Annotated in this window: 22 protein-coding genes, 1 other RNA gene and 1 pseudogene; 14 read left to right on the top strand and 10 right to left on the bottom strand. The window is 71.9% G+C overall.

Features of this window, described 5'->3' with window-relative positions; genetic code table 11:
• Both AB0E96_RS26630 and AB0E96_RS26625 read left to right on the top strand, forming a co-directional pair.
• A pseudogene (locus AB0E96_RS26630) lies at window positions 1-94 on the top strand (hypothetical protein); the annotation flags it as partial.
• A 334-nt stretch (window positions 95-428) separates the two neighbouring features.
• Window positions 429-1,244 carry a site-2 protease family protein gene (locus AB0E96_RS26625; protein ID WP_359827947.1) on the top strand — a complete coding sequence of 272 codons (816 nt, stop codon included), beginning with the start codon at window positions 429-431 and terminating at the stop codon, window positions 1,242-1,244.
• A 34-nt stretch (window positions 1,245-1,278) separates the two neighbouring features.
• On the opposite strand, the gene AB0E96_RS26620 is transcribed toward AB0E96_RS26625, so the two are convergent.
• Entirely contained in the window at window positions 1,279-1,473 is a 195-nt protein-coding gene (locus AB0E96_RS26620) for a hypothetical protein (protein ID WP_359827945.1), read from the bottom strand.
• 128 nt (window positions 1,474-1,601) lie between these two features.
• Complete coding sequence (npdG, locus tag AB0E96_RS26615; RefSeq protein WP_359827944.1) at window positions 1,602-2,294, bottom strand: NADPH-dependent F420 reductase; 693 nt, start codon at window positions 2,292-2,294, stop codon at window positions 1,602-1,604.
• Window positions 2,295-2,341: 47 nt separating this feature from the next.
• Between npdG and AB0E96_RS26610 the strand changes: the two genes are divergently transcribed.
• On the top strand, window positions 2,342-3,055 hold the full coding sequence (locus AB0E96_RS26610; RefSeq protein WP_359827943.1) for a hypothetical protein: 714 nt from the start codon (window positions 2,342-2,344) through the stop codon (window positions 3,053-3,055).
• Window positions 3,056-3,169: 114 nt separating this feature from the next.
• Complete coding sequence (locus AB0E96_RS26605; RefSeq protein ID WP_359827942.1) at window positions 3,170-4,507, top strand: MFS transporter; 1,338 nt, start codon at window positions 3,170-3,172, stop codon at window positions 4,505-4,507.
• 45 nt (window positions 4,508-4,552) lie between these two features.
• On the opposite strand, the gene AB0E96_RS26600 is transcribed toward AB0E96_RS26605, so the two are convergent.
• The 3 genes from AB0E96_RS26600 to AB0E96_RS26590 all read right to left on the bottom strand — a co-directional run bounded on the left by AB0E96_RS26600 (window position 4,553) and on the right by AB0E96_RS26590 (window position 5,390).
• Window positions 4,553-4,816 (bottom strand): type II toxin-antitoxin system RelE/ParE family toxin, encoded by a 264-nt coding sequence (locus AB0E96_RS26600; RefSeq protein ID WP_359827940.1) that lies wholly within the window; start codon window positions 4,814-4,816, stop codon window positions 4,553-4,555.
• The gene (locus AB0E96_RS26595) at window positions 4,809-5,078 is read right to left on the bottom strand and encodes a type II toxin-antitoxin system Phd/YefM family antitoxin (RefSeq protein ID WP_359827939.1); all 270 of its coding nucleotides are present in this window, start codon (window positions 5,076-5,078) and stop codon (window positions 4,809-4,811) included. Before AB0E96_RS26595 ends, AB0E96_RS26600 begins: the two co-directional genes overlap by 8 nt.
• An 84-nt stretch (window positions 5,079-5,162) precedes the next feature.
• The gene (locus tag AB0E96_RS26590) at window positions 5,163-5,390 is read right to left on the bottom strand and encodes a hypothetical protein (RefSeq protein ID WP_359827937.1); all 228 of its coding nucleotides are present in this window, start codon (window positions 5,388-5,390) and stop codon (window positions 5,163-5,165) included.
• Window positions 5,391-5,533: 143 nt separating this feature from the next.
• On the opposite strand from AB0E96_RS26590, the gene map reads away from it, so the two are divergent.
• Window positions 5,534-6,379, top strand: a complete 846-nt coding sequence (gene map / locus AB0E96_RS26585; RefSeq protein WP_359827935.1) for a type I methionyl aminopeptidase — start codon at window positions 5,534-5,536, stop codon at window positions 6,377-6,379.
• A gap of 36 nt (window positions 6,380-6,415) precedes the next feature.
• Here the strand turns inward: map and AB0E96_RS26580 are convergent, their stop codons facing one another.
• Complete coding sequence (locus AB0E96_RS26580; protein WP_359827933.1) at window positions 6,416-7,111, bottom strand: bifunctional DNA primase/polymerase; 696 nt, start codon at window positions 7,109-7,111, stop codon at window positions 6,416-6,418.
• A 411-nt stretch (window positions 7,112-7,522) separates the two neighbouring features.
• On the opposite strand from AB0E96_RS26580, the gene AB0E96_RS26575 reads away from it, so the two are divergent.
• The gene (locus tag AB0E96_RS26575) at window positions 7,523-7,741 is read left to right on the top strand and encodes a hypothetical protein (protein WP_359827932.1); all 219 of its coding nucleotides are present in this window, start codon (window positions 7,523-7,525) and stop codon (window positions 7,739-7,741) included.
• A gap of 49 nt (window positions 7,742-7,790) precedes the next feature.
• Window positions 7,791-7,988 carry a hypothetical protein gene (locus AB0E96_RS26570; RefSeq protein ID WP_359827931.1) on the top strand — a complete coding sequence of 66 codons (198 nt, stop codon included), beginning with the start codon at window positions 7,791-7,793 and terminating at the stop codon, window positions 7,986-7,988.
• A gap of 69 nt (window positions 7,989-8,057) precedes the next feature.
• On the opposite strand, the gene AB0E96_RS26565 is transcribed toward AB0E96_RS26570, so the two are convergent.
• On the bottom strand, window positions 8,058-8,654 hold the full coding sequence (locus tag AB0E96_RS26565; RefSeq protein WP_359827948.1) for a PadR family transcriptional regulator: 597 nt from the start codon (window positions 8,652-8,654) through the stop codon (window positions 8,058-8,060).
• A 250-nt stretch (window positions 8,655-8,904) separates the two neighbouring features.
• On the opposite strand from AB0E96_RS26565, the gene AB0E96_RS26560 reads away from it, so the two are divergent.
• Window positions 8,905-9,303: an ACT domain-containing protein gene (locus AB0E96_RS26560; protein ID WP_359827929.1), complete on the top strand. Its 399-nt coding sequence runs from the start codon at window positions 8,905-8,907 to the stop codon at window positions 9,301-9,303.
• Window positions 9,304-9,412: 109 nt separating this feature from the next.
• Window positions 9,413-9,670 (top strand): hypothetical protein, encoded by a 258-nt coding sequence (locus AB0E96_RS26555; RefSeq protein WP_049658025.1) that lies wholly within the window; start codon window positions 9,413-9,415, stop codon window positions 9,668-9,670.
• Between the two features lie 272 nt (window positions 9,671-9,942).
• On the opposite strand, the gene AB0E96_RS26550 is transcribed toward AB0E96_RS26555, so the two are convergent.
• Window positions 9,943-10,665 carry a GntR family transcriptional regulator gene (locus AB0E96_RS26550; RefSeq protein ID WP_359827927.1) on the bottom strand — a complete coding sequence of 241 codons (723 nt, stop codon included), beginning with the start codon at window positions 10,663-10,665 and terminating at the stop codon, window positions 9,943-9,945.
• 128 nt (window positions 10,666-10,793) lie between these two features.
• Between AB0E96_RS26550 and AB0E96_RS26545 the strand changes: the two genes are divergently transcribed.
• Genes AB0E96_RS26545 through AB0E96_RS26530 form a run of 4 tightly spaced genes read left to right on the top strand, consistent with a single transcriptional unit; the run spans window position 10,794 to window position 13,253 of the window.
• Window positions 10,794-11,051, top strand: a complete 258-nt coding sequence (locus AB0E96_RS26545; protein ID WP_359827925.1) for a hypothetical protein — start codon at window positions 10,794-10,796, stop codon at window positions 11,049-11,051.
• On the top strand, window positions 11,048-11,251 hold the full coding sequence (locus tag AB0E96_RS26540; protein WP_359827923.1) for a hypothetical protein: 204 nt from the start codon (window positions 11,048-11,050) through the stop codon (window positions 11,249-11,251). The genes AB0E96_RS26545 and AB0E96_RS26540 overlap by 4 nt, the downstream gene beginning before the upstream one ends.
• A 38-nt stretch (window positions 11,252-11,289) precedes the next feature.
• A complete protein-coding gene (locus AB0E96_RS26535; RefSeq protein ID WP_359827921.1) occupies window positions 11,290-12,672 on the top strand; it encodes a hypothetical protein in 1,383 nt (460 codons plus the stop codon).
• Between the two features lie 5 nt (window positions 12,673-12,677).
• Window positions 12,678-13,253, top strand: a complete 576-nt coding sequence (locus AB0E96_RS26530; protein ID WP_359827920.1) for a class IV adenylate cyclase — start codon at window positions 12,678-12,680, stop codon at window positions 13,251-13,253.
• A 158-nt stretch (window positions 13,254-13,411) separates the two neighbouring features.
• On the opposite strand, the gene rnpB is transcribed toward AB0E96_RS26530, so the two are convergent.
• Both rnpB and AB0E96_RS26520 read right to left on the bottom strand, forming a co-directional pair.
• An RNA gene (gene rnpB / locus AB0E96_RS26525) (RNase P RNA component class A) lies at window positions 13,412-13,809 on the bottom strand.
• A 13-nt stretch (window positions 13,810-13,822) separates the two neighbouring features.
• Window positions 13,823-15,334, bottom strand: a complete 1,512-nt coding sequence (locus AB0E96_RS26520; protein ID WP_359827919.1) for an MFS transporter — start codon at window positions 15,332-15,334, stop codon at window positions 13,823-13,825.
• A 162-nt stretch (window positions 15,335-15,496) separates the two neighbouring features.
• Here AB0E96_RS26520 and AB0E96_RS26515 point away from each other — a divergent pair.
• On the top strand, window positions 15,497-15,749 hold a 253-nt coding region (locus tag AB0E96_RS26515), incomplete at its 3' end, for a DUF3995 domain-containing protein (protein WP_359827917.1).

The raw sequence follows: 15,749 nt of genomic DNA, 5'->3' as shown, positions 1-15,749 counted from the left end.
CAGCTACGGCGACACCATCGAGCAGGACCTGGTCCGCCGGGACTTCACGGTCAACGCGATGGCCGTGGACCTGCCCGGCCGCGGCTTCGTCGACCAGCCGGGCGCCGCCGATCGCTACCGGGGTGCCGTCGTCGTGGTGGGCCGTCGTCGTCCCGAGAATGCCGAAGTACACCGGGCCATTCTGGTCGATCGGCGGGGGAAGGGCCGCACAATTGTGCTGGGCCCGTCCGCGGGCCCCGCCCGCCCCCGGTCGCGGCGGCCCACCCCGGGCCGCGGCGACCCCACCCCGGGCCGCGGCACCGTAGGGTGGAACGCCACCGTTCGCCCGGACGTTCACCCGGAACGGCTTGTCCGGTCACCGGCCCGCCCGGCATGATCGACCCCGGCCAGCACCCGCCCCTCTTCCCCTGCCACGGAGCACCCACACCATGACCTTCGCCGCCACGCCGCGCTCCCGCAGCGAGGACCGCCGGATCAGCCCGGTGTTCTGGGTGCTCCTCGCCGTCCTCGGCACCTCCGGCTGGGCGGTGTACCAGGGCTACGGCAACGCCTCGTTCGGGGTGTTCCTGTTCGTGGTCGCGGGCTGGATGGTCTCGCTCTGCCTGCACGAGTACGCCCACGCGCGCACCGCGCTGCACGGCGGCGACATCACCGTCGGCGCCAAGGGCTACCTCACGCTCAACCCGCTGAAGTACGCCAACGTGCTGCTCAGCTTCGTGCTGCCGATCGTCTTCGTGATCCTCGGCGGCATCGGCCTGCCCGGCGGCTCGGTCTGGATCGAGCGGCACCGGATCCAGGGCCGGCTCAAGCACAGCCTGATCTCGGCGGCCGGACCGCTGGTTAACCTGCTCATCGCGGCGGCGCTGCTGATCCCGATCGGTGCGGGCTGGCTGGACGACCCGAGCGTGCACGCGTACTGGAACGGCTACGAGCTGATCATCTCGCCGTTCTCCGGCGCGCTGGGCTTCCTCGGCTTCCTCCAGTTGAGCGCGGCGGTGCTGAACCTGCTGCCGGTGCCCGGACTGGACGGCTACGGGATCGTCGAGCCCTGGCTGTCGTACAAGACCCGGCGCGCGATCGAGCCGTTCGCGCCGTACGGGATGCTCGCGGTGTTCGCGCTGCTGTGGCAGCCCTCGGTGAACCAGTTCTTCTTCGGGATCGTCCACGGCCTGATGGGCCTGTTCGGCGTGGACCAGGACTACGCGACGCTCGGCCGGTACCTGTTCAGCTTCTGGAAGAACTGATCCCGCTCGCGGGCACGGGCGCCGCCCGCGGGTGTCAGCCCTGCTCGGCCGCCGCGGCGGCGGCCTGGGCCAGCTTCTCCCGGCGGCGGTTCATCCACAGCACGTTGCTGGCCACGCCGGCCAGCGGCAGCCAGATCAGGCCCAGCCAGAGGCCCTGGGTCAGCGAGAAGACGGCGGCGGCCAGCGCGAGGACGACGACGATCAGGGAGAGCAGGGACGTGCGGGGCATGGCAGGAGGCTCCTAGAACGGGTGCGGGCGGCCGGGTCACGGCCGCCACCCATTGTCGCCGACCTCACCTCCGGAGCCGGGCCAGGGGTGAGGTCGACACGAAGTGCTCCGTCCGGGGTCCGGGTCGGTCAGACGTCGGTGATCCGCAGGCCCGCGTGGGCCTTGTAGCGCCGGTTGACCGAGATCAGGTTGGCGACCAGGGCCTCCACCTGGTGGGCGTTGCGCAGCCGGCCCGCGAAGACGCCGCGCATCCCGGGGATGCGGCCGGCCAGGCCGCGGACGACGTCGGTGGCCTCCCGGTCGTCGCCGAGCACCATGACGTCGGTGTCGATGCTCTCCACCGACTCGTCCTGCAGCAGCACCGCCGAGAGGTGGTGGAACGCGGCGGTGACCCGGGAGTCCGGCAGCAGGGCGGCGGCCTGCTCGGCGGCGCTGCCCTCCTCCGGCTTCAGCGCGTACGCGCCCTGCTTGTCGAAGCCCAGCGGGTTGACGCAGTCCACGACGATCTTGCCCGCGAGCTCCTCGCGCAGCGCGGTCAGGGTGGCGGCGTGGCCGTCCCACGGGACCGCGATGATCACCACGTCGCTCTCCCGGGCGACGGCGGCGTTGTCGGCGCCGCGCACGCCGAGGCCCAGCTCGGCCGCCGAGGCCTCGGCCCGGGCGGCGTCGCGGGAGCCGATGATCACCTGCTGGCCGGCCTTGGCCAACCGCAGGGCCAGGCCCCGCCCCTGGTCGCCGGTGCCGCCGAGGACACCGACCACCAGGTGCGAGACGTCCGGCACCGCGTGGGCCGGGTTTGTCGCTGAATCGAGGGAAGTCATGGGCCGATCCTGCCAAATCCCCGGCCCGGCGGGACATTCTGGCCCGCATGGACGCGGTGAGAGTTTCGGCACTCCGGGAACGGCTGACGGGAACGGGCTGGCTGGAGGCCGTCGGCGGCTTCGCCGGGGCGCTGCGCCGCTCGGTGGACCGGCGCGGTGCGAGCGGGCTGCTGCTGGTCGGCACGGAGTCGTACGAACCGTGGCACCTGGCCGCCCACCTGGACGACGAGGCCGTCTGGTCGGACGTCCCCCGGCTGGCGCCCACCCTGCTGCGGCACAGCCCGCCCGCCGACGCCCCGGCCCATCTGACGCACGATCTGCGGCGGCTCACCGAGGCCGGGCGCGGCGCGACCGTGCTGGTGGTGGCCCCGCGGGCGGTCGGCGCCCCGCTGCTGGAGCGGGTGCACGACGCGCGGCGGCACGGCGCGACGGTGCTCGCGCTGGACGGGGGCGCCCCGGCCGGGGCCGACGGGCCCACGGGCCCCGGTGGCACGGGTGGTACGGGTGGTACGGGTGTCGCGGGTGTCGCGGGTGTCGTCGGTGACGCGGGTGGCCTCGGGGGCCTCGATGGCCTCGCCGAGCTCCGCGAGCTCGCGCACGAGCGGCTGACCGTCGGCACCGCCGCCGAGGAGCCGTTCGACCTCGCCCAGCACCTGGTCAGCGTCACCGCCGGGCAGCCGGTCGGCCGCCGCTCCGTCCGGGACCGGCTCGCCGAACTCGCCGGGCGGCTGACGTCGATGCCCACCATCAGCCGCTGGTGACCGAAGGCCTCCCCACGCCCCGGTCCGCCGGTCGCCCGACGCACCGGGCGGTTCTCCGATCAGTCGGAAAAACCCTTTGCGGAAGCCGTGGCCGCCACCCGAGGATGATGGTTCGTGAACGTCGACGAACCCCCGCATCCCCCCGTGCCCGGCCGCACCCGGACGCTGCTGCGTTCGCTGACGCCCGACCTCTCCCCGTGGCGCGCCTCACGCGACTTCCGCTACCTGTGGACCTCGGGCTGCATCACCAGCTTCGGGGGCTTCCTCACCCTCGTCGCCGTGCCGATGCAGATCAAGGAGCTCACCGGGTCGTCCTTCGCGGTCGGCCTGGTCGGCGCCGTCGAACTCGTCCCGCTGATCGTCTTCGGCCTGTGGGGCGGCGCCCTCGCCGACGCCCTGGACCGCCGGAAGCTGGTGCTGCGGGCGGAGGCCGCGCTCGGCCTGCTGGCCGGTCTGCTGCTGCTCAACGCCCTGCTGCCGCACCCGCTGCTCTGGCCGATCTACGTCGTCGCCGCGCTGGTCGCGGCCGCCGACGGCATCCAGCGCCCGGCGCTGGACTCGCTCCTCCCCCGGCTCGTCCCGCACCAGCACCTGACGGCCGCGTTCGCCCTCAAGTCGCTGTACCACAACGCCGCTTCGGTGGCCGGCCCGGCGCTGGCCGGTGTCGTGGTGGCCTTCGCCGGGGTGCAGACCGCGTTCGCGCTGGACGTCCTCTCCTTCGTCGTCTCGCTGCTGCTGCTCGTCCGGATCAAGGCGGTACCGCCGGCCACCGGTGCCGAACGGCCTTCCCTGCAGGCGGTGTTGACCGGCGTCCGCTACGCGTGGAGCCGCAAGGACCTGCTCGGCACCTACGCGATCGACCTCTGCGCGATGCTGCTCGCCTTCCCGGTGGCCGTCTTCCCCTTCCTGGCCTCGGAGTTGGGGGCGGACTGGGCACTCGGCCCGATGTACGCGGCCTCCGCCCTCGGCGCCCTGCTGGTCGGCGCGACCAGCGGCTGGACCTCCCGCATCCACCGGCACGGGCGGCTGCTGGTGGCCGCCGCCGTCGGCTGGGGCGCGGCGATGGCGCTCGCCGGGCTGACCGACCGGATCTGGCTGGTGCTGCTCGGCCTGGCACTGGCCGGCGGCGCCGACGAGATCAGCGGGCTCGCCCGCTCGACGATGTGGAACCAGTCCATCCCGGACGAGCTGCGCGGCCGGATGGCCGGCGTCGAACTGCTCAGCTACTCCGTCGGTCCGCAGCTCGGCCAGGTCCGGGCCGGCACCATGGCCGGACTGGTCGGCGTGCGCGCCGCCGTCTGGGCCGGCGGCGCCGCCTGCGTGGTCGCCGTGATCGCGGTCGCCGCCGCCCTCCCGAAACTGCTCGCCTACGACGACCGCACCGACCCGCACGCCGCCGCCGTCCGCGCCGCACACGAACACACCGACCACGAGGCCGCCCCGGCGGCCTGACGCCCGGCCGGGGCTACTCGGCGATCCGCCGCACGCCGCATCCCGTCAGGCGCCGTAGACCGTGGAGCGGTGGCCGACGTGGACGACCCACACCACCAGCTGCCCGTTGTCGATCGTGTAGACGACGCGGTAGTCCCCCACGCGCAGGCGCCGCCGTTCGGGCTGCGACACGAGTGCGGTGGTGTTGAAGCCGAACGGATCGCTCTCCAGCTCGGTCAGCTTGGCCAGGATGCGGAGCGCCATGTCACGGGGAATCTTCCGGAGTTCGGCCTGGGCCTCCGGCCGGAAGACGGTGCGGTACTCACTCACTGCGAGCCAGCGTCTCCCTCATGACGTCCTCGATCGGAACGCCCGGCGTGGAACCGGCCATGCGCTCGTCGATGATCCGGTTGATCTCGCGCTCTTCCCACTGCTGGTACTTCCGCAGGACATCGATCGACACGACCGCGGCCACCTCCTTGCCGCGACGCGTGATCACGGTGGGCACGTCGTCCCGATCGGCCCGCTCGACGACCTCGGCCAGGTGCGCACGAACGTCGCGGATGGACTCTCTGGGCAAGGGCTGCGTCATGAGCCCAAGCGTACACGGCGTACCAGGTGTACACATGCGCCTGATCGGGTCCATCCGCCCCGGCGGCCTGACGCCCGGCCGGGGCTACTCGGTGTCGTCCTCGGGGCGGTCGCTCCAGCGCGGGTCGTTCTTCCACTCGCGGTTGCGTTCGTCCGCGATGCGCAGGGCCTGGGCGGCCTCCTCGGGGCTGGCGTACGGGCCCAGGCGGTCCTTCGCCGGGCACTCCGGGCCCTCCTCGACCTTGTTGTGCTTGATGCAGTAGAACCACTCGCCGGGCTTGCCGGTCGGCTTGCGGTTGAATCCGAGGGGCATGCTGCTCTCCCGTAGGGGTCGGAAGGACTGGGTCGGTACCGATCATTCCCCGCGCCGGGCCGGGACGCACACCGCCCGGGCCGGGCCTTGGCCTCCCCGGGATCCGCCCCGGTCCGGCACGGCCCGGCGACTAGACTCGCGGCATGGCTCTCGTACCCGGCATCCAGTCCCCCACCCGCAAGGTCCCGGCGAACATCGCGCGCCCCGAGTACGTCGGCAAGCCCGCGCCGACGCCGTACACCGGGCCCGAGGTGCAGACCGCCGAGACCATCGAGAAGATGCGGATCGCCGGCGGGATCGCCGCCCGGGCGATGGAGGAGGCGGCCAAGCTGATCGCCCCCGGCGTCACCACCGACGCGCTGGACGCCGTCGCCCACACCTACATGTGCGACCACGGCGCCTACCCGTCCGACCTCGGCTACCGGGGCTTCCCGAAGTCCGTCTGCACCTCGATCAACGAGGTGATCTGCCACGGCATCCCGGACTCGACCGTGCTCCAGGACGGCGACATCGTCAACATCGACGCCACCGCGTACATCCACGGGGTGCACGGCGACCTCAACGCCACCTACCTGGTCGGCGACGTGGACGAGGAGTCCCGGCTGCTGGTCGAGCGCACCCGGGAGTCCCTCGCCAGGGCGATCAAGGCGGTCAAGCCGGGGCGCCAGATCAACGTCATCGGGCGGGTCATCGAGTCCTACGCCAAGCGCTTCGACTACGGCGTGGTGCGGGACTTCACCGGGCACGGCATCAACACGTCGTTCCACTCCGGCCTGATCATCCCGCACTATGACAGCGAGCGGGCGACCGAAGTGATCAAGCCGGGCATGACCTTCACCATCGAGCCGATGCTGACCCTGGGCACCTACGACTACGAGATCTGGCCGGACGGCTGGACGGTCGTCACCAAGGACCGCAAGCGCACCGCCCAGTTCGAGCACACCCTGGTCGTCACCTCGGACGGCGCGGAGATCCTCACCCTGCCGTAACGACGCGGCGCCGCCGCCGGCGGGCGACGGGCGCCGTCAGCCGATCAGCCACTGCTCCTCGGCGACGGCGCCCACCTCGGTGCAGGCGTCCGTGAGCACGTCCAGGACGCGCAGCGGGTCCGGCAGCGGCTGCTCGGGCCCGCGCAGCCAGCGCACGTGGGAGCCGTCCGGCAGCGCGGCCGGCGGCAGCAGGGTGTACGAGCCGCGGCAGTGCCAGCGCAGGCCGGGGTGCTCGGACATGGTGTCCGGGGTGGAGTCGAGCGCGCTCGGCCACCACTCGTCCTCGTCCTGCGGGGTGCCCCGGGTGGCGGTGAAGAACAGGTAGCGGTCCTCGCCGACGGCGGCGACCGGGCCCTCGACGCCCAGCGCCGTCAGCCGCTCCAGCGCCAGCCGTCCGGCCTCCACCGGGACGTCCAGCACGTCGTGCACCCGGCCGGTGGCGGTGATGAAGTTGGCCTCCGGGTCGCGGGCGAGCCAGCGGGAGAGCTGTTCGGGGTCGGTGGTGGCCTGGGTCTGCCAGGCGAAGGAGACCGGGTGCTGGGCGGGGGCCGGACAGGCCACCCGGTCACAGGAACACCGGTAACCGGTCGGATGGGCGGCGGGCGCGAGCGGGAATCCGGCGCGCACCGCGCCGAGCAGCTGATCGAGTCCGGCGGCCGGGCCGTCCGCGCCCCCCGCCCGCTGACGATCACGCTTCTGCCACCAGGTCGTCCACCTGCTGCCGGCTTCCATCGGGCCCCTTCCGCGCAACTGCCGTGCCTGGTGCGACACAGCGTTCGACGTACCACTCGACGCAACGCACGGCGCCCCCGTCTGCTTCCCGGGGTGCTCGGCCCTGACGTCCGCGCCCAGCCGGCCGCGGCCCGGGGTCACCGGACGGCCGACGCCCGGGTCACGGTACGCAGTCGCGGCAGCACGCTGTCCGCGCCAAATCGGCCGGAGGGCGCGCGGATTCGCGCCTCGCCCGGCCCGTACGGGCCCGCTGACCCGGGTGGACCCCGGGGGCGTAACAGGAAGGATAAGGGTGCGGAGGGCCTCCGGATGACCGGGGGCGGTGCCTCTCCCGTCACACCCCCGGCGACGGCCGCGGGTGCGGCCCACGGGTGGCCCCGGGCCAGTCCGCGGAGGTGAGACCCTGGAGAGATGAAGAGCGCGGACACCGCATTCGTCGGCGGCCCCCTGGACGGGACGATCCTGCCCATCCCGCTGGGGCCGATGCTCGGCGTGCCGAAGAAGTACAAGGTCCCGGTCCCCGCGCACGGCGAGGCCCCCGCGCGCACACTGGTGTACGTCCGGAGCAAGCAGGTTCGGGGCCTGAGCTGGTTCTGGCGCTACGAGTACGACGAGGCGGCCTCCGGCTGACGGGCCGCCCCTTCCCCCGCACTCCCCCACGCTCCCCCGGGAGGTCGGCATGGCGAGGACGGCACGGCATCCGAGGGACCGCTCCCGGGCGGTCGACCACCACAACCGGCAGGTCGCCGGCGTCACCGGGGCGCTGCTCCTGGCGGTGTGCCTGTACAGCGTGACCGTCGAGCCGAACGCCTGGCTCTGGTTCGGCTGGGCGGTGCTGCTGCTGGTGTGCGTGGCGCTGTTCGCGGTCCGGCCGTGAGGCCCTGCTCGGGGCCGCCCGGGCAGCAGCACCGCCCGTCCCGCTCCCCGGTTCACTCCCCCGGGTCGGTCAGTCATCCTCGGCGAGGATGAGGTACAGCTTCTTGCGGGCCTCGGTCAGCACCGTCAGGCCCTTGGCGCGCTGCGCCTCGGTGCCGGTGGCCATGACCTGGCGGATCGCCTGGTCGACGGCGGCGAGCGCCTGGCCGACCTCCTGCACGGCCTCCCAGTCGACCTCCCGGCCGGCCTCCGCCCACGGCTCGGCCGGCCCGGCGTCGGCCTCGGCCCGGCCCGCCTCGGTGAGCGAGACCAGCCGCTTGCCGCCGACCTCCTCCGCGGTGATCAGGCCCTCCTCCTCCAGCAGCTGGAGGTTGGGGTAGATCGACCCCGGGCTGGGCCGCCAGGCCCCGCCGGTCCGCTCGGCGATCTCGGCGATCATCTCGTAGCCGTGCATCGGCCGCTCCTTGAGCAGCGCCAGCAGCGAGGCCCGGACGTCACCGCGCCGGGCCCGCCCGCCGCGCCGCCCGTGCGGACCACCGCGCCGGCCGCCGTGCCCGCCGAAGCCGTGCCCGTACGGGCCACCCATCGGCCGGCCGGGACCGCCGCCACCGAACGGCGGGCCGAACCCGCCGAACGCCTCCCGGCCCTCGACGCCCTCTCCGGGCATCCCCCGGAACTCGGGGCCCGGGCCGCGACGGCGACCGCCGCCACCGCCCCACGGGCCCTCCCAGCGGAATCGCGTTCCCTGACGTTCTGAGCGCATCGCGCTCACCTCCTCGGATCTTCGATCCTCGACGAGGCAGTCGAGTTACTGTCTCGATAGTTCGACGATATATCGGTGACTGTCGCTCGTCAACGGATACCGACACGCCCACGGAGCACCGCCCATCCCCCGTCCAGCCGCTACGGTGGCGGGCATGGCCGCAGAACGAGACCTCGCGACACTGCTCCGCGGAATGAGCCCGCAGCTCAACCCCGGTCGGTACGTCTACTGCACGCTCCCCGCCCGGGTGCCCGCCGGCATGCGGCCGGTGGTGACCGTCGCCGAGCCCGAAGGGGTGACGGTGGTGGTCACCCAGGAGGAGGCGGACGCGCTCGGGCTGCGCTACGAGTACGTGGCGGCCTGGATCACCCTGCGGATCCACTCGGCACTGGAGGCCGTCGGGCTCACCGCCGCAGTGGCCGGCCGGCTCGCCGAGGAGGGCATCAGCTGCAACGTGGTGGCCGGCTTCCACCACGACCACCTGTTCGTCGCCGCCGACGACGCCGACCGCGCCGTCCGCGCCCTGGAGGACCTCTCGGCCCGCTCCGCCTGACGACGGGCGGAGCCGCCGCCGAGTGGCCGTCTCCCGGGAAGCCTCCAAGACTGGAGGTGGCTGCGCGGCCACCCGGGGCCGCCGCCCCCACCGGAAGGAGACGGCCGTCATGGCCATCTGCGTCACCTGCGGCAACGACTACTGGCTGGCCTTCGAGATCAGGACGGTCACCGGCGACACCTACACCTTCGACAGCTTCGAGTGCGCGATGGAGAAGCTCGCCCCGCGCTGCGAACAGTGCGACGTCCGCATCGTCGGCCACGGCGTGGAAGTCGCCGGCATGTTCTTCTGCTGCGCCAACTGCGCCCGCGTCAACGGCGGCCTCGGCGACCAGATCCGCGACGCCGTCGGCGCCCGGCCCGCCTGACCGGCGGATGGCGGCGGGTGGCGGCGGAAGAGTCGGCCCCGGCAGGCACCAGAACCCCTCGGACCGCACCTCAAGGAGCCGGCCCTGTATGCCGAAGGCGCCCCCCCGTCACGACGGGGGGCGCCTTCGGCATACAGGGCCGACCCTTCTACTAGAAAGCCCAGAAGTGGTCTCGCCAGGTCCCGCAGGTGTACTGGATCGCCGGAGCTACATGCCGATAGCAAACCGCCCCGGCCTTCCAAGCCGGGGCGGTTCTTTCGTTCGGTAGTGGCTCAGGAGCCGTACTCGTAGCCGATCGTGACGCGTGTCGGCACGACCCATAGGCCGAACTCGATCACACCTTCGTCATCCGACCAGCGGTGGACGCCGCCCAGTACCGGCGATCCCACACGGAGCCCCAGTGCCGATGCCTCCCGGGCATCGCACTCCCGGGCGTGCATGTCGTCCCGGGCATGCGTGATCGTCCGGCCGGACGCATCGAGCACCTTCGCGGTCAGCCCCGCGTTCTTGCTGGGGGCCGTCGAGAGCAAGTCAGGAACCAGGGCCGCGAAGTGCGCCGGATACCAGACCACTGCCAGCATCGTCCTGGTCTTGCCCCGGCCCGCGACGTACTCACGTCGAACAAGCTGGTCGCCGGGGTCGAGATTGAAGATGTCCTGCACGTACAACGGCGGGACAACCAACTCGGCAGCCGTCACCCGGCTGGTCTCCCCTTCCATCAGGCTGGACCTCAGCCGCTGGACCATCGACAGCCGGTCCCGTCCTGTTGCGGTTGCTGTCGCTTCGTCCGCCACGAAGGTTCCACGGGGGCTGGTCCTGATGAGTCCTTCAACCAGCAGCTGGTTCAAGGCCCTACTGACGGTTGCTGTCGCCACGTTCCACCGCTGGCACATCTCCCTGTTCGTGGGGAGCTTCTCACCGGACACGAGTTCGCCCGTGAGGATCGCCTGCCGGTAGTGGTCGGCGATCGCGGTGAACGTCTTGGGGCTGGCCATGCGCTACTCCTCAGTCGAGGTGATAGTCACTCAGGAGTACACTAGTGCGCCGACATTCGAGCCGAAAGCACTTCTCACTGCTCTACCTTCTGACCTAGGACACGAAGCAGGTGCTCTAGGGAGCTGTAGTGGCGGTTCGCAAGCGGTCTCACGCGGGGATCTACCAGCCGCAGATCGGCGAGGTCGTCAAGGACCGCGCCAATCGTGGTGGCGAGGGCGTCTACATGGAGACGAGGGGAGGCCTGGCCTACCTTCGCCCGCGCCGAGGCGGCATCGAGTGGACCACCTTGCCCGGCGAGATCGAGCAGAGCGGGAGGACGCCGGAGCTGGTTCCCGTCTACGGCCCCGACCGTCCGCGTCGGACCCAGGAGGGGTCCACCTCGTGAGGCCCACACGCACGGTCGTCATCGGCCGCACCCTTCGCTCGCTGGTCACGGAACCGCGCAACACGCTCGCCTGGCTGTGGGGCGTGCACCTCCAGTTCACCTGGCCCGTGACGATGTTCAGCCCTCATCGGCGTCAGCTCGCACGGCGGTTCCGGCTGCGGCGAAAGCTCGATGCCGCCCGAGCGAAGACCTCCGAGTAAGCGATCCAACAAACCAACTCAACTTCTGGGGTGGACAGTTGAACGGATCGAAGTTCGCCACCGAGTCGAAGACGGATGCCGGCTACCTCGACGTGGCCGCGAACGCGCACGGGGAGGAGAAGGGCTTCCTGGCCTACCAGGCCCTCCAGAGGGTTCAGAGCGACCGCCCCAAGGCGGTCGAGATCGGGCCGGGCGGAGGCTCGGCGGTCATCTTTCTTGCCTCGCAGCTGGCCGCGAACGGCAGCACGCGCCGAGACGTGGACCTCACGCTCGTGGAGGTGCCCGGCGTGGTGTCGACCTCGCTCAATGAGGCGATGACCGAGTTCCGCAAGGTGGGCACGGTCGAACTGGTCAGTGGGTTCGCACAGGACATCGCGACGCTGCTGCCCGAACCCGTCGACGTGATCAGCGCGTCCGCACTGCTGCACGAGGTCTACAGCTACGGCGGCGGGTACAACGGGCTGCACTCGATGATCCGCACCATCCCGAACGTGCTCCGGCCGGGCGGCCTCTTCGCCTATCGCGACGTGTACGCCGTCGACGGTGCATCGCTGCACGAACGCTCGGTGCAGACCTATGCAGCGAAGTCCTGGATCCAGTTCCTCCGGATGTTCCTGCCGCAGTACCTCCGGGAGGGGACGCACCCGTACCACGGCGCCCACGACGAGGTGGTCACCCGCCAGGACTCCCGCATCGTCCCGGTCGGTGAGCTCGCGACCGGGACTGCCGTGTTCGTCTCCGCGCCGGTCGGGATCTTCCGCGAGGTGCAGCGGCACTACATCACTTTCCGGGATCACGTCTGGCGGTCCGGGGCTCTCGGCTTCGTGCCGTTCCTCGACGGGCAGATGGCTGCGGACTGGATCGACGCCCGGACGGGGCACAAGCGGGTGCACTACCGCCTGACGGACGCCGAGTGGCTGCCCGAGTCACAGAAGCGCATGATGCTCGCCCTGAGCGAGCGCTACGGCGACCACTTCACGGTGGACGGGGACATCTTCGACGAGTGCACGGACATCGCGCTCTCGCAGTTCCTCGCCACGGCGGAGCGTGGCGGCGGGGAGTGCCGAGCGATCTGGGAACACTGGACCACCCGAGAGGGGCGTGAGACCTACGCCTACATGACGCTCGACGCACTGCTCGCCGCGTTCGCGGTCAGCTCCACCGAGGCGAGCCGGCCGGACCGGACCGTCCTGATGCCCGTACAGGTGTCGGACGTGACCCAGCGGGATCGGGGCTACTACAACCGGTACCTGCGGCGGGCTCTGCCGAACCCGCTGCGGGACGCCAAGCAACTGGTGCTCTTCTCGAACGTTCCGCTCGCTGATTCGGACACCTTGGGAAGGGCGATGGACTCGGTCCAGCGATGGTGCAGTCACGCGAGCCTGGCCCGGATGTACGCGGCGGTGAACTCGGGAGAATGACCGACATGACAGAAACCACTGAGGTGGAACGCAAGCGGGAGCTTCCCGACGACGGCAGCGGCATCACGCGACTGCTCGCCGAACTCGGCTACCGGACGGAAGCCCCCGTGACCGAGGAGGACACCTACTACAGTCGACCGGACATCGACTACATGCAGACGGTCGAGTGTCTGCGGGTCCGGCGACGGGGCGCCTTCGCCGAGATCACCTACAAGCCCGCATCCAACGGCACCACGCACCGCGAGGACGACATGGTGTCCAAGGTCGAGACGAATGCGGTCCTCGCCGGGGCCGCGCAGGCGATCAGTGCAGAACGGCTTCTTCAAAACATCGGTATGCGGGAGCTGGTCCGGGTGGTGAAGACCCGCGTCACCCACCGCCACCCGGAGATCCCCGGCGTCTCCGTCAGCATCGACACCGTGGCAAGGGCAGGTGTCTTCGTGGAGACGGAGGTGATCCGGGCCACCCCGGACGGAGCCGCCGAACTGGTCGAAGAGATCGAGAAGGCCCTGGGCATCGTCGGCCACCCGACGGTTTCACTCCCGTACCGGGACCTGGTCCTCGGGCAGGCGGAGCGGTAAACCCGGTCGCCACCGCCGCCACATCATCGCCACAGAGCGCTGAGAAACGGGCCCGAACAGGCAGAACCACCCTGGAATGACAACCCTGGGTGGATCAAAGAGAAAGACCCCCTGACCTGCTGTTTCGCAGATCAGGGGGTCTCACTCAAGCTAGGCGACGGAAGAGTCGGCCTGTACGCCGGGTTCTGTCTCCCGGGGTGCTTGCGCGGCCCGGGGAGGCGGCCATCCATCTAGGGCTGCCGTTGCCGACAGCCTCGTGCGGTCCACCCGCGGACTCGGGCGAGCAGCCTTCAAACGTCCGCGCACGGTGCCCGAGGGCACCGATCTTGACCTTGCTCCGAGTGGGGTTTACCTAGCCGGCCGGGTCACCCCGGTCGCTGGTGGTCTCTTACACCACCGTTTCACCCTTACCCGCCGCGCGAAGCGGTGGGCGGTCTGTTTTCTGTGGCACTGTCCCGCGGGTCACCCCGGGTGGGCGTTACCCACCACCCTGCTCTGTGGAGCCCGGACGTTCCTCGGCGGGTCTGGGACCCGTCGCGACCGCCCGGCCGGCTCTTCCGCCGTAGTGGTCATCGTAGCCGCTCGGGCGGCGCCTCCCGTACACCGGACCGGACGGCCGGTGCCTCGGAGCCGAGGCGGGCGGCCACCCGGGCCGCCGTCGCGCTCGCCCGGGCCGTGGTGGAGGCCAGGCCGAGGGCGAGGACGGCGCCGCCGAGGCCGACCAGGATCCACCAGCCGACGTGGCTGGCCGGGGCGAAACCCGTCGCGACCGGGCCGACCACGGCCGCGGTGACGACCGTGCCGATCACCGCCACGCCCAGCGACTGGCCGACCTGACGGCTGGTCGAGGCGACCGCGGCCGCGACGCCCGCCTGGGCGCGCGGCATGCCGGAGACGGCGGAGTTGGTGATCGGCGCGTTCACCAGGCCGAAGCCGAAGCCGAACAGCCCGTACGCGGCCAGCAGCAGGGCCGGCGGGGAGTCGGCGGCCAGGCGGGTGAGCAGCAGTCCGCTCGCGGCGATCCCGAGCCCGGCCGTGACCAGCGGCAGGCGCGGGCCCCGGCTCGCGACGATCCGTCCGGACAGCGGAGCGCAGACCAGCATCATCCCGGCCATCGGCAGCGTCCACAGGCCGGCCTCGACCGGGCTGTAGTGACGGACGTTCTGGAGGTAGAGGGTGTTGAGGAAGAGGAAGCCGCCGAGCGCCGCGAAGGCGCAGACCGCGGTGACGGTGGCGGCGGTGAACGGCACACTGGCGAAGAACCGCGGGTCCACCAGCGGCTCGGCGACCCGCCGCTCCCAGAGCGGGAAGGCGATCAGCGCGGCCGCGGCGGTGGCGGCGAGCGCCAGGATCAGCGGGGAGGTCCAGCCGTTGGCCGGGCCCTCGATGATCGCGGCGGTGCCGCAGCCGAGCAGCACGATCATCAGCAGCTGCCCCACCGGGTCCAGCCGGCGCGGCCGGGGCGCGCGGGACTCCGGGACGTAGCGGGCGGTCAGCGCGATGGCGGCGAGCGCCACCGGGACGTTGATCAGGAAGATCGACGGCCAGCCGGCGCCGTCCACCAGGAAGCCGCCGAGCAGCGGGCCGAGCGCCATCGAGATGCCGACCACGCCGCCCCAGACGCCGATCGCCCGGGCCCGCTCCTTGGGGTCGGTGAAGGTGTTGGTGATGATCGACATCGCCACCGGGTTGAGCATCGAGCCGCCCACCGCCTGGAGCGCCCGGAACGCCACCAGCCAGCCCAGGCTCGGCGCGAGGCTGCACAGCAGCGAGCCGAGCGCGAAGCAGACCAGGCCGGTCTGGAACACCCGGCGGCGGCCGAAGCGGTCGGCCACCGAGCCGAACAGCATCAGCAGCGAGGCCAGCACCAGGGTGTAGGCATCGATGATCCACTGCAGCCCGGACGCCGGGGCGTCCAGGTCCCGCTGGATCACCGGCAGGGCGATGTTCACCACGGTGTTGTCGAGGCCGACGATGAACAGGCTCAGGCAGCAGATCGCCAGGACGAGCAGACGGCGGCGGCGCCCGGGCGCGGGCACAGGCGCGGGCGCGGCGGCGGCACGGGACTGGGGGTCGGGCACAGGTCGATCCTCCCACCGCGGGGCGGCCCGGGGCGGCTGTTCGGCGCGTACGGGTGGCGGGTCGTGACGCCCCGGCGGCGGGGGTGGGCGCGGCGGACCGGGGCGGCGTAAGCACTCGTACGGTGGGGGGGGGACCGACCGGGTACGAAGGGGGTTCGGACGATGGGTGTGGTGAAGCCGGCCGGGGCCGCGGTGGCCGCGGCGCTGGGGGTGACCGGGGTGCTGCACGCGGTGTGGGCGGTGACGCCGTGGCCGCTGGGGTCCCCTGAGGAGTTCGCGGACACCGTGGTGGGGAAGGGCGAGGGGGTGCCGCCGGCGGCCGCGTGCCTGGCGGTGGCGGGGGCGCTGGGCGCGGGGGCGTACCTGGTGGGGGCGGAGGCCGGGGTGCTGCCCCGGGAGGGCCCGCGGCGGCTGC

It is taken from the genome of Kitasatospora sp. NPDC036755, assembly GCF_040636595.1.
In the GTDB taxonomy this organism is placed as follows: Bacteria; Actinomycetota; Actinomycetes; order Streptomycetales; family Streptomycetaceae; genus Kitasatospora.
This window is presented reverse-complemented; position numbering and strand designations above follow the sequence as displayed.

Coding starts and splice junctions, on each gene's coding strand:
- AB0E96_RS26625 (WP_359827947.1), top strand. CDS start 429: ATGACCTTCGCCGCCACGCCGCGCTCCCGCAGCGAGGACCGCCGGATC.
- AB0E96_RS26620 (WP_359827945.1), bottom strand. CDS start 1,473: ATGCCCCGCACGTCCCTGCTCTCCCTGATCGTCGTCGTCCTCGCGCTG.
- npdG (WP_359827944.1), bottom strand. CDS start 2,294: ATGACTTCCCTCGATTCAGCGACAAACCCGGCCCACGCGGTGCCGGAC.
- AB0E96_RS26610 (WP_359827943.1), top strand. CDS start 2,342: ATGGACGCGGTGAGAGTTTCGGCACTCCGGGAACGGCTGACGGGAACG.
- AB0E96_RS26595 (WP_359827939.1), bottom strand. CDS start 5,078: ATGACGCAGCCCTTGCCCAGAGAGTCCATCCGCGACGTTCGTGCGCAC.
- AB0E96_RS26590 (WP_359827937.1), bottom strand. CDS start 5,390: ATGCCCCTCGGATTCAACCGCAAGCCGACCGGCAAGCCCGGCGAGTGG.
- map (WP_359827935.1), top strand. CDS start 5,534: ATGGCTCTCGTACCCGGCATCCAGTCCCCCACCCGCAAGGTCCCGGCG.
- AB0E96_RS26580 (WP_359827933.1), bottom strand. CDS start 7,111: ATGGAAGCCGGCAGCAGGTGGACGACCTGGTGGCAGAAGCGTGATCGT.
- AB0E96_RS26575 (WP_359827932.1), top strand. CDS start 7,523: ATGAAGAGCGCGGACACCGCATTCGTCGGCGGCCCCCTGGACGGGACG.
- AB0E96_RS26570 (WP_359827931.1), top strand. CDS start 7,791: ATGGCGAGGACGGCACGGCATCCGAGGGACCGCTCCCGGGCGGTCGAC.
- AB0E96_RS26565 (WP_359827948.1), bottom strand. CDS start 8,654: ATGCCCGGAGAGGGCGTCGAGGGCCGGGAGGCGTTCGGCGGGTTCGGC.
- AB0E96_RS26560 (WP_359827929.1), top strand. CDS start 8,905: ATGGCCGCAGAACGAGACCTCGCGACACTGCTCCGCGGAATGAGCCCG.
- AB0E96_RS26555 (WP_049658025.1), top strand. CDS start 9,413: ATGGCCATCTGCGTCACCTGCGGCAACGACTACTGGCTGGCCTTCGAG.
- AB0E96_RS26550 (WP_359827927.1), bottom strand. CDS start 10,665: ATGGCCAGCCCCAAGACGTTCACCGCGATCGCCGACCACTACCGGCAG.
- AB0E96_RS26530 (WP_359827920.1), top strand. CDS start 12,678: ATGACAGAAACCACTGAGGTGGAACGCAAGCGGGAGCTTCCCGACGAC.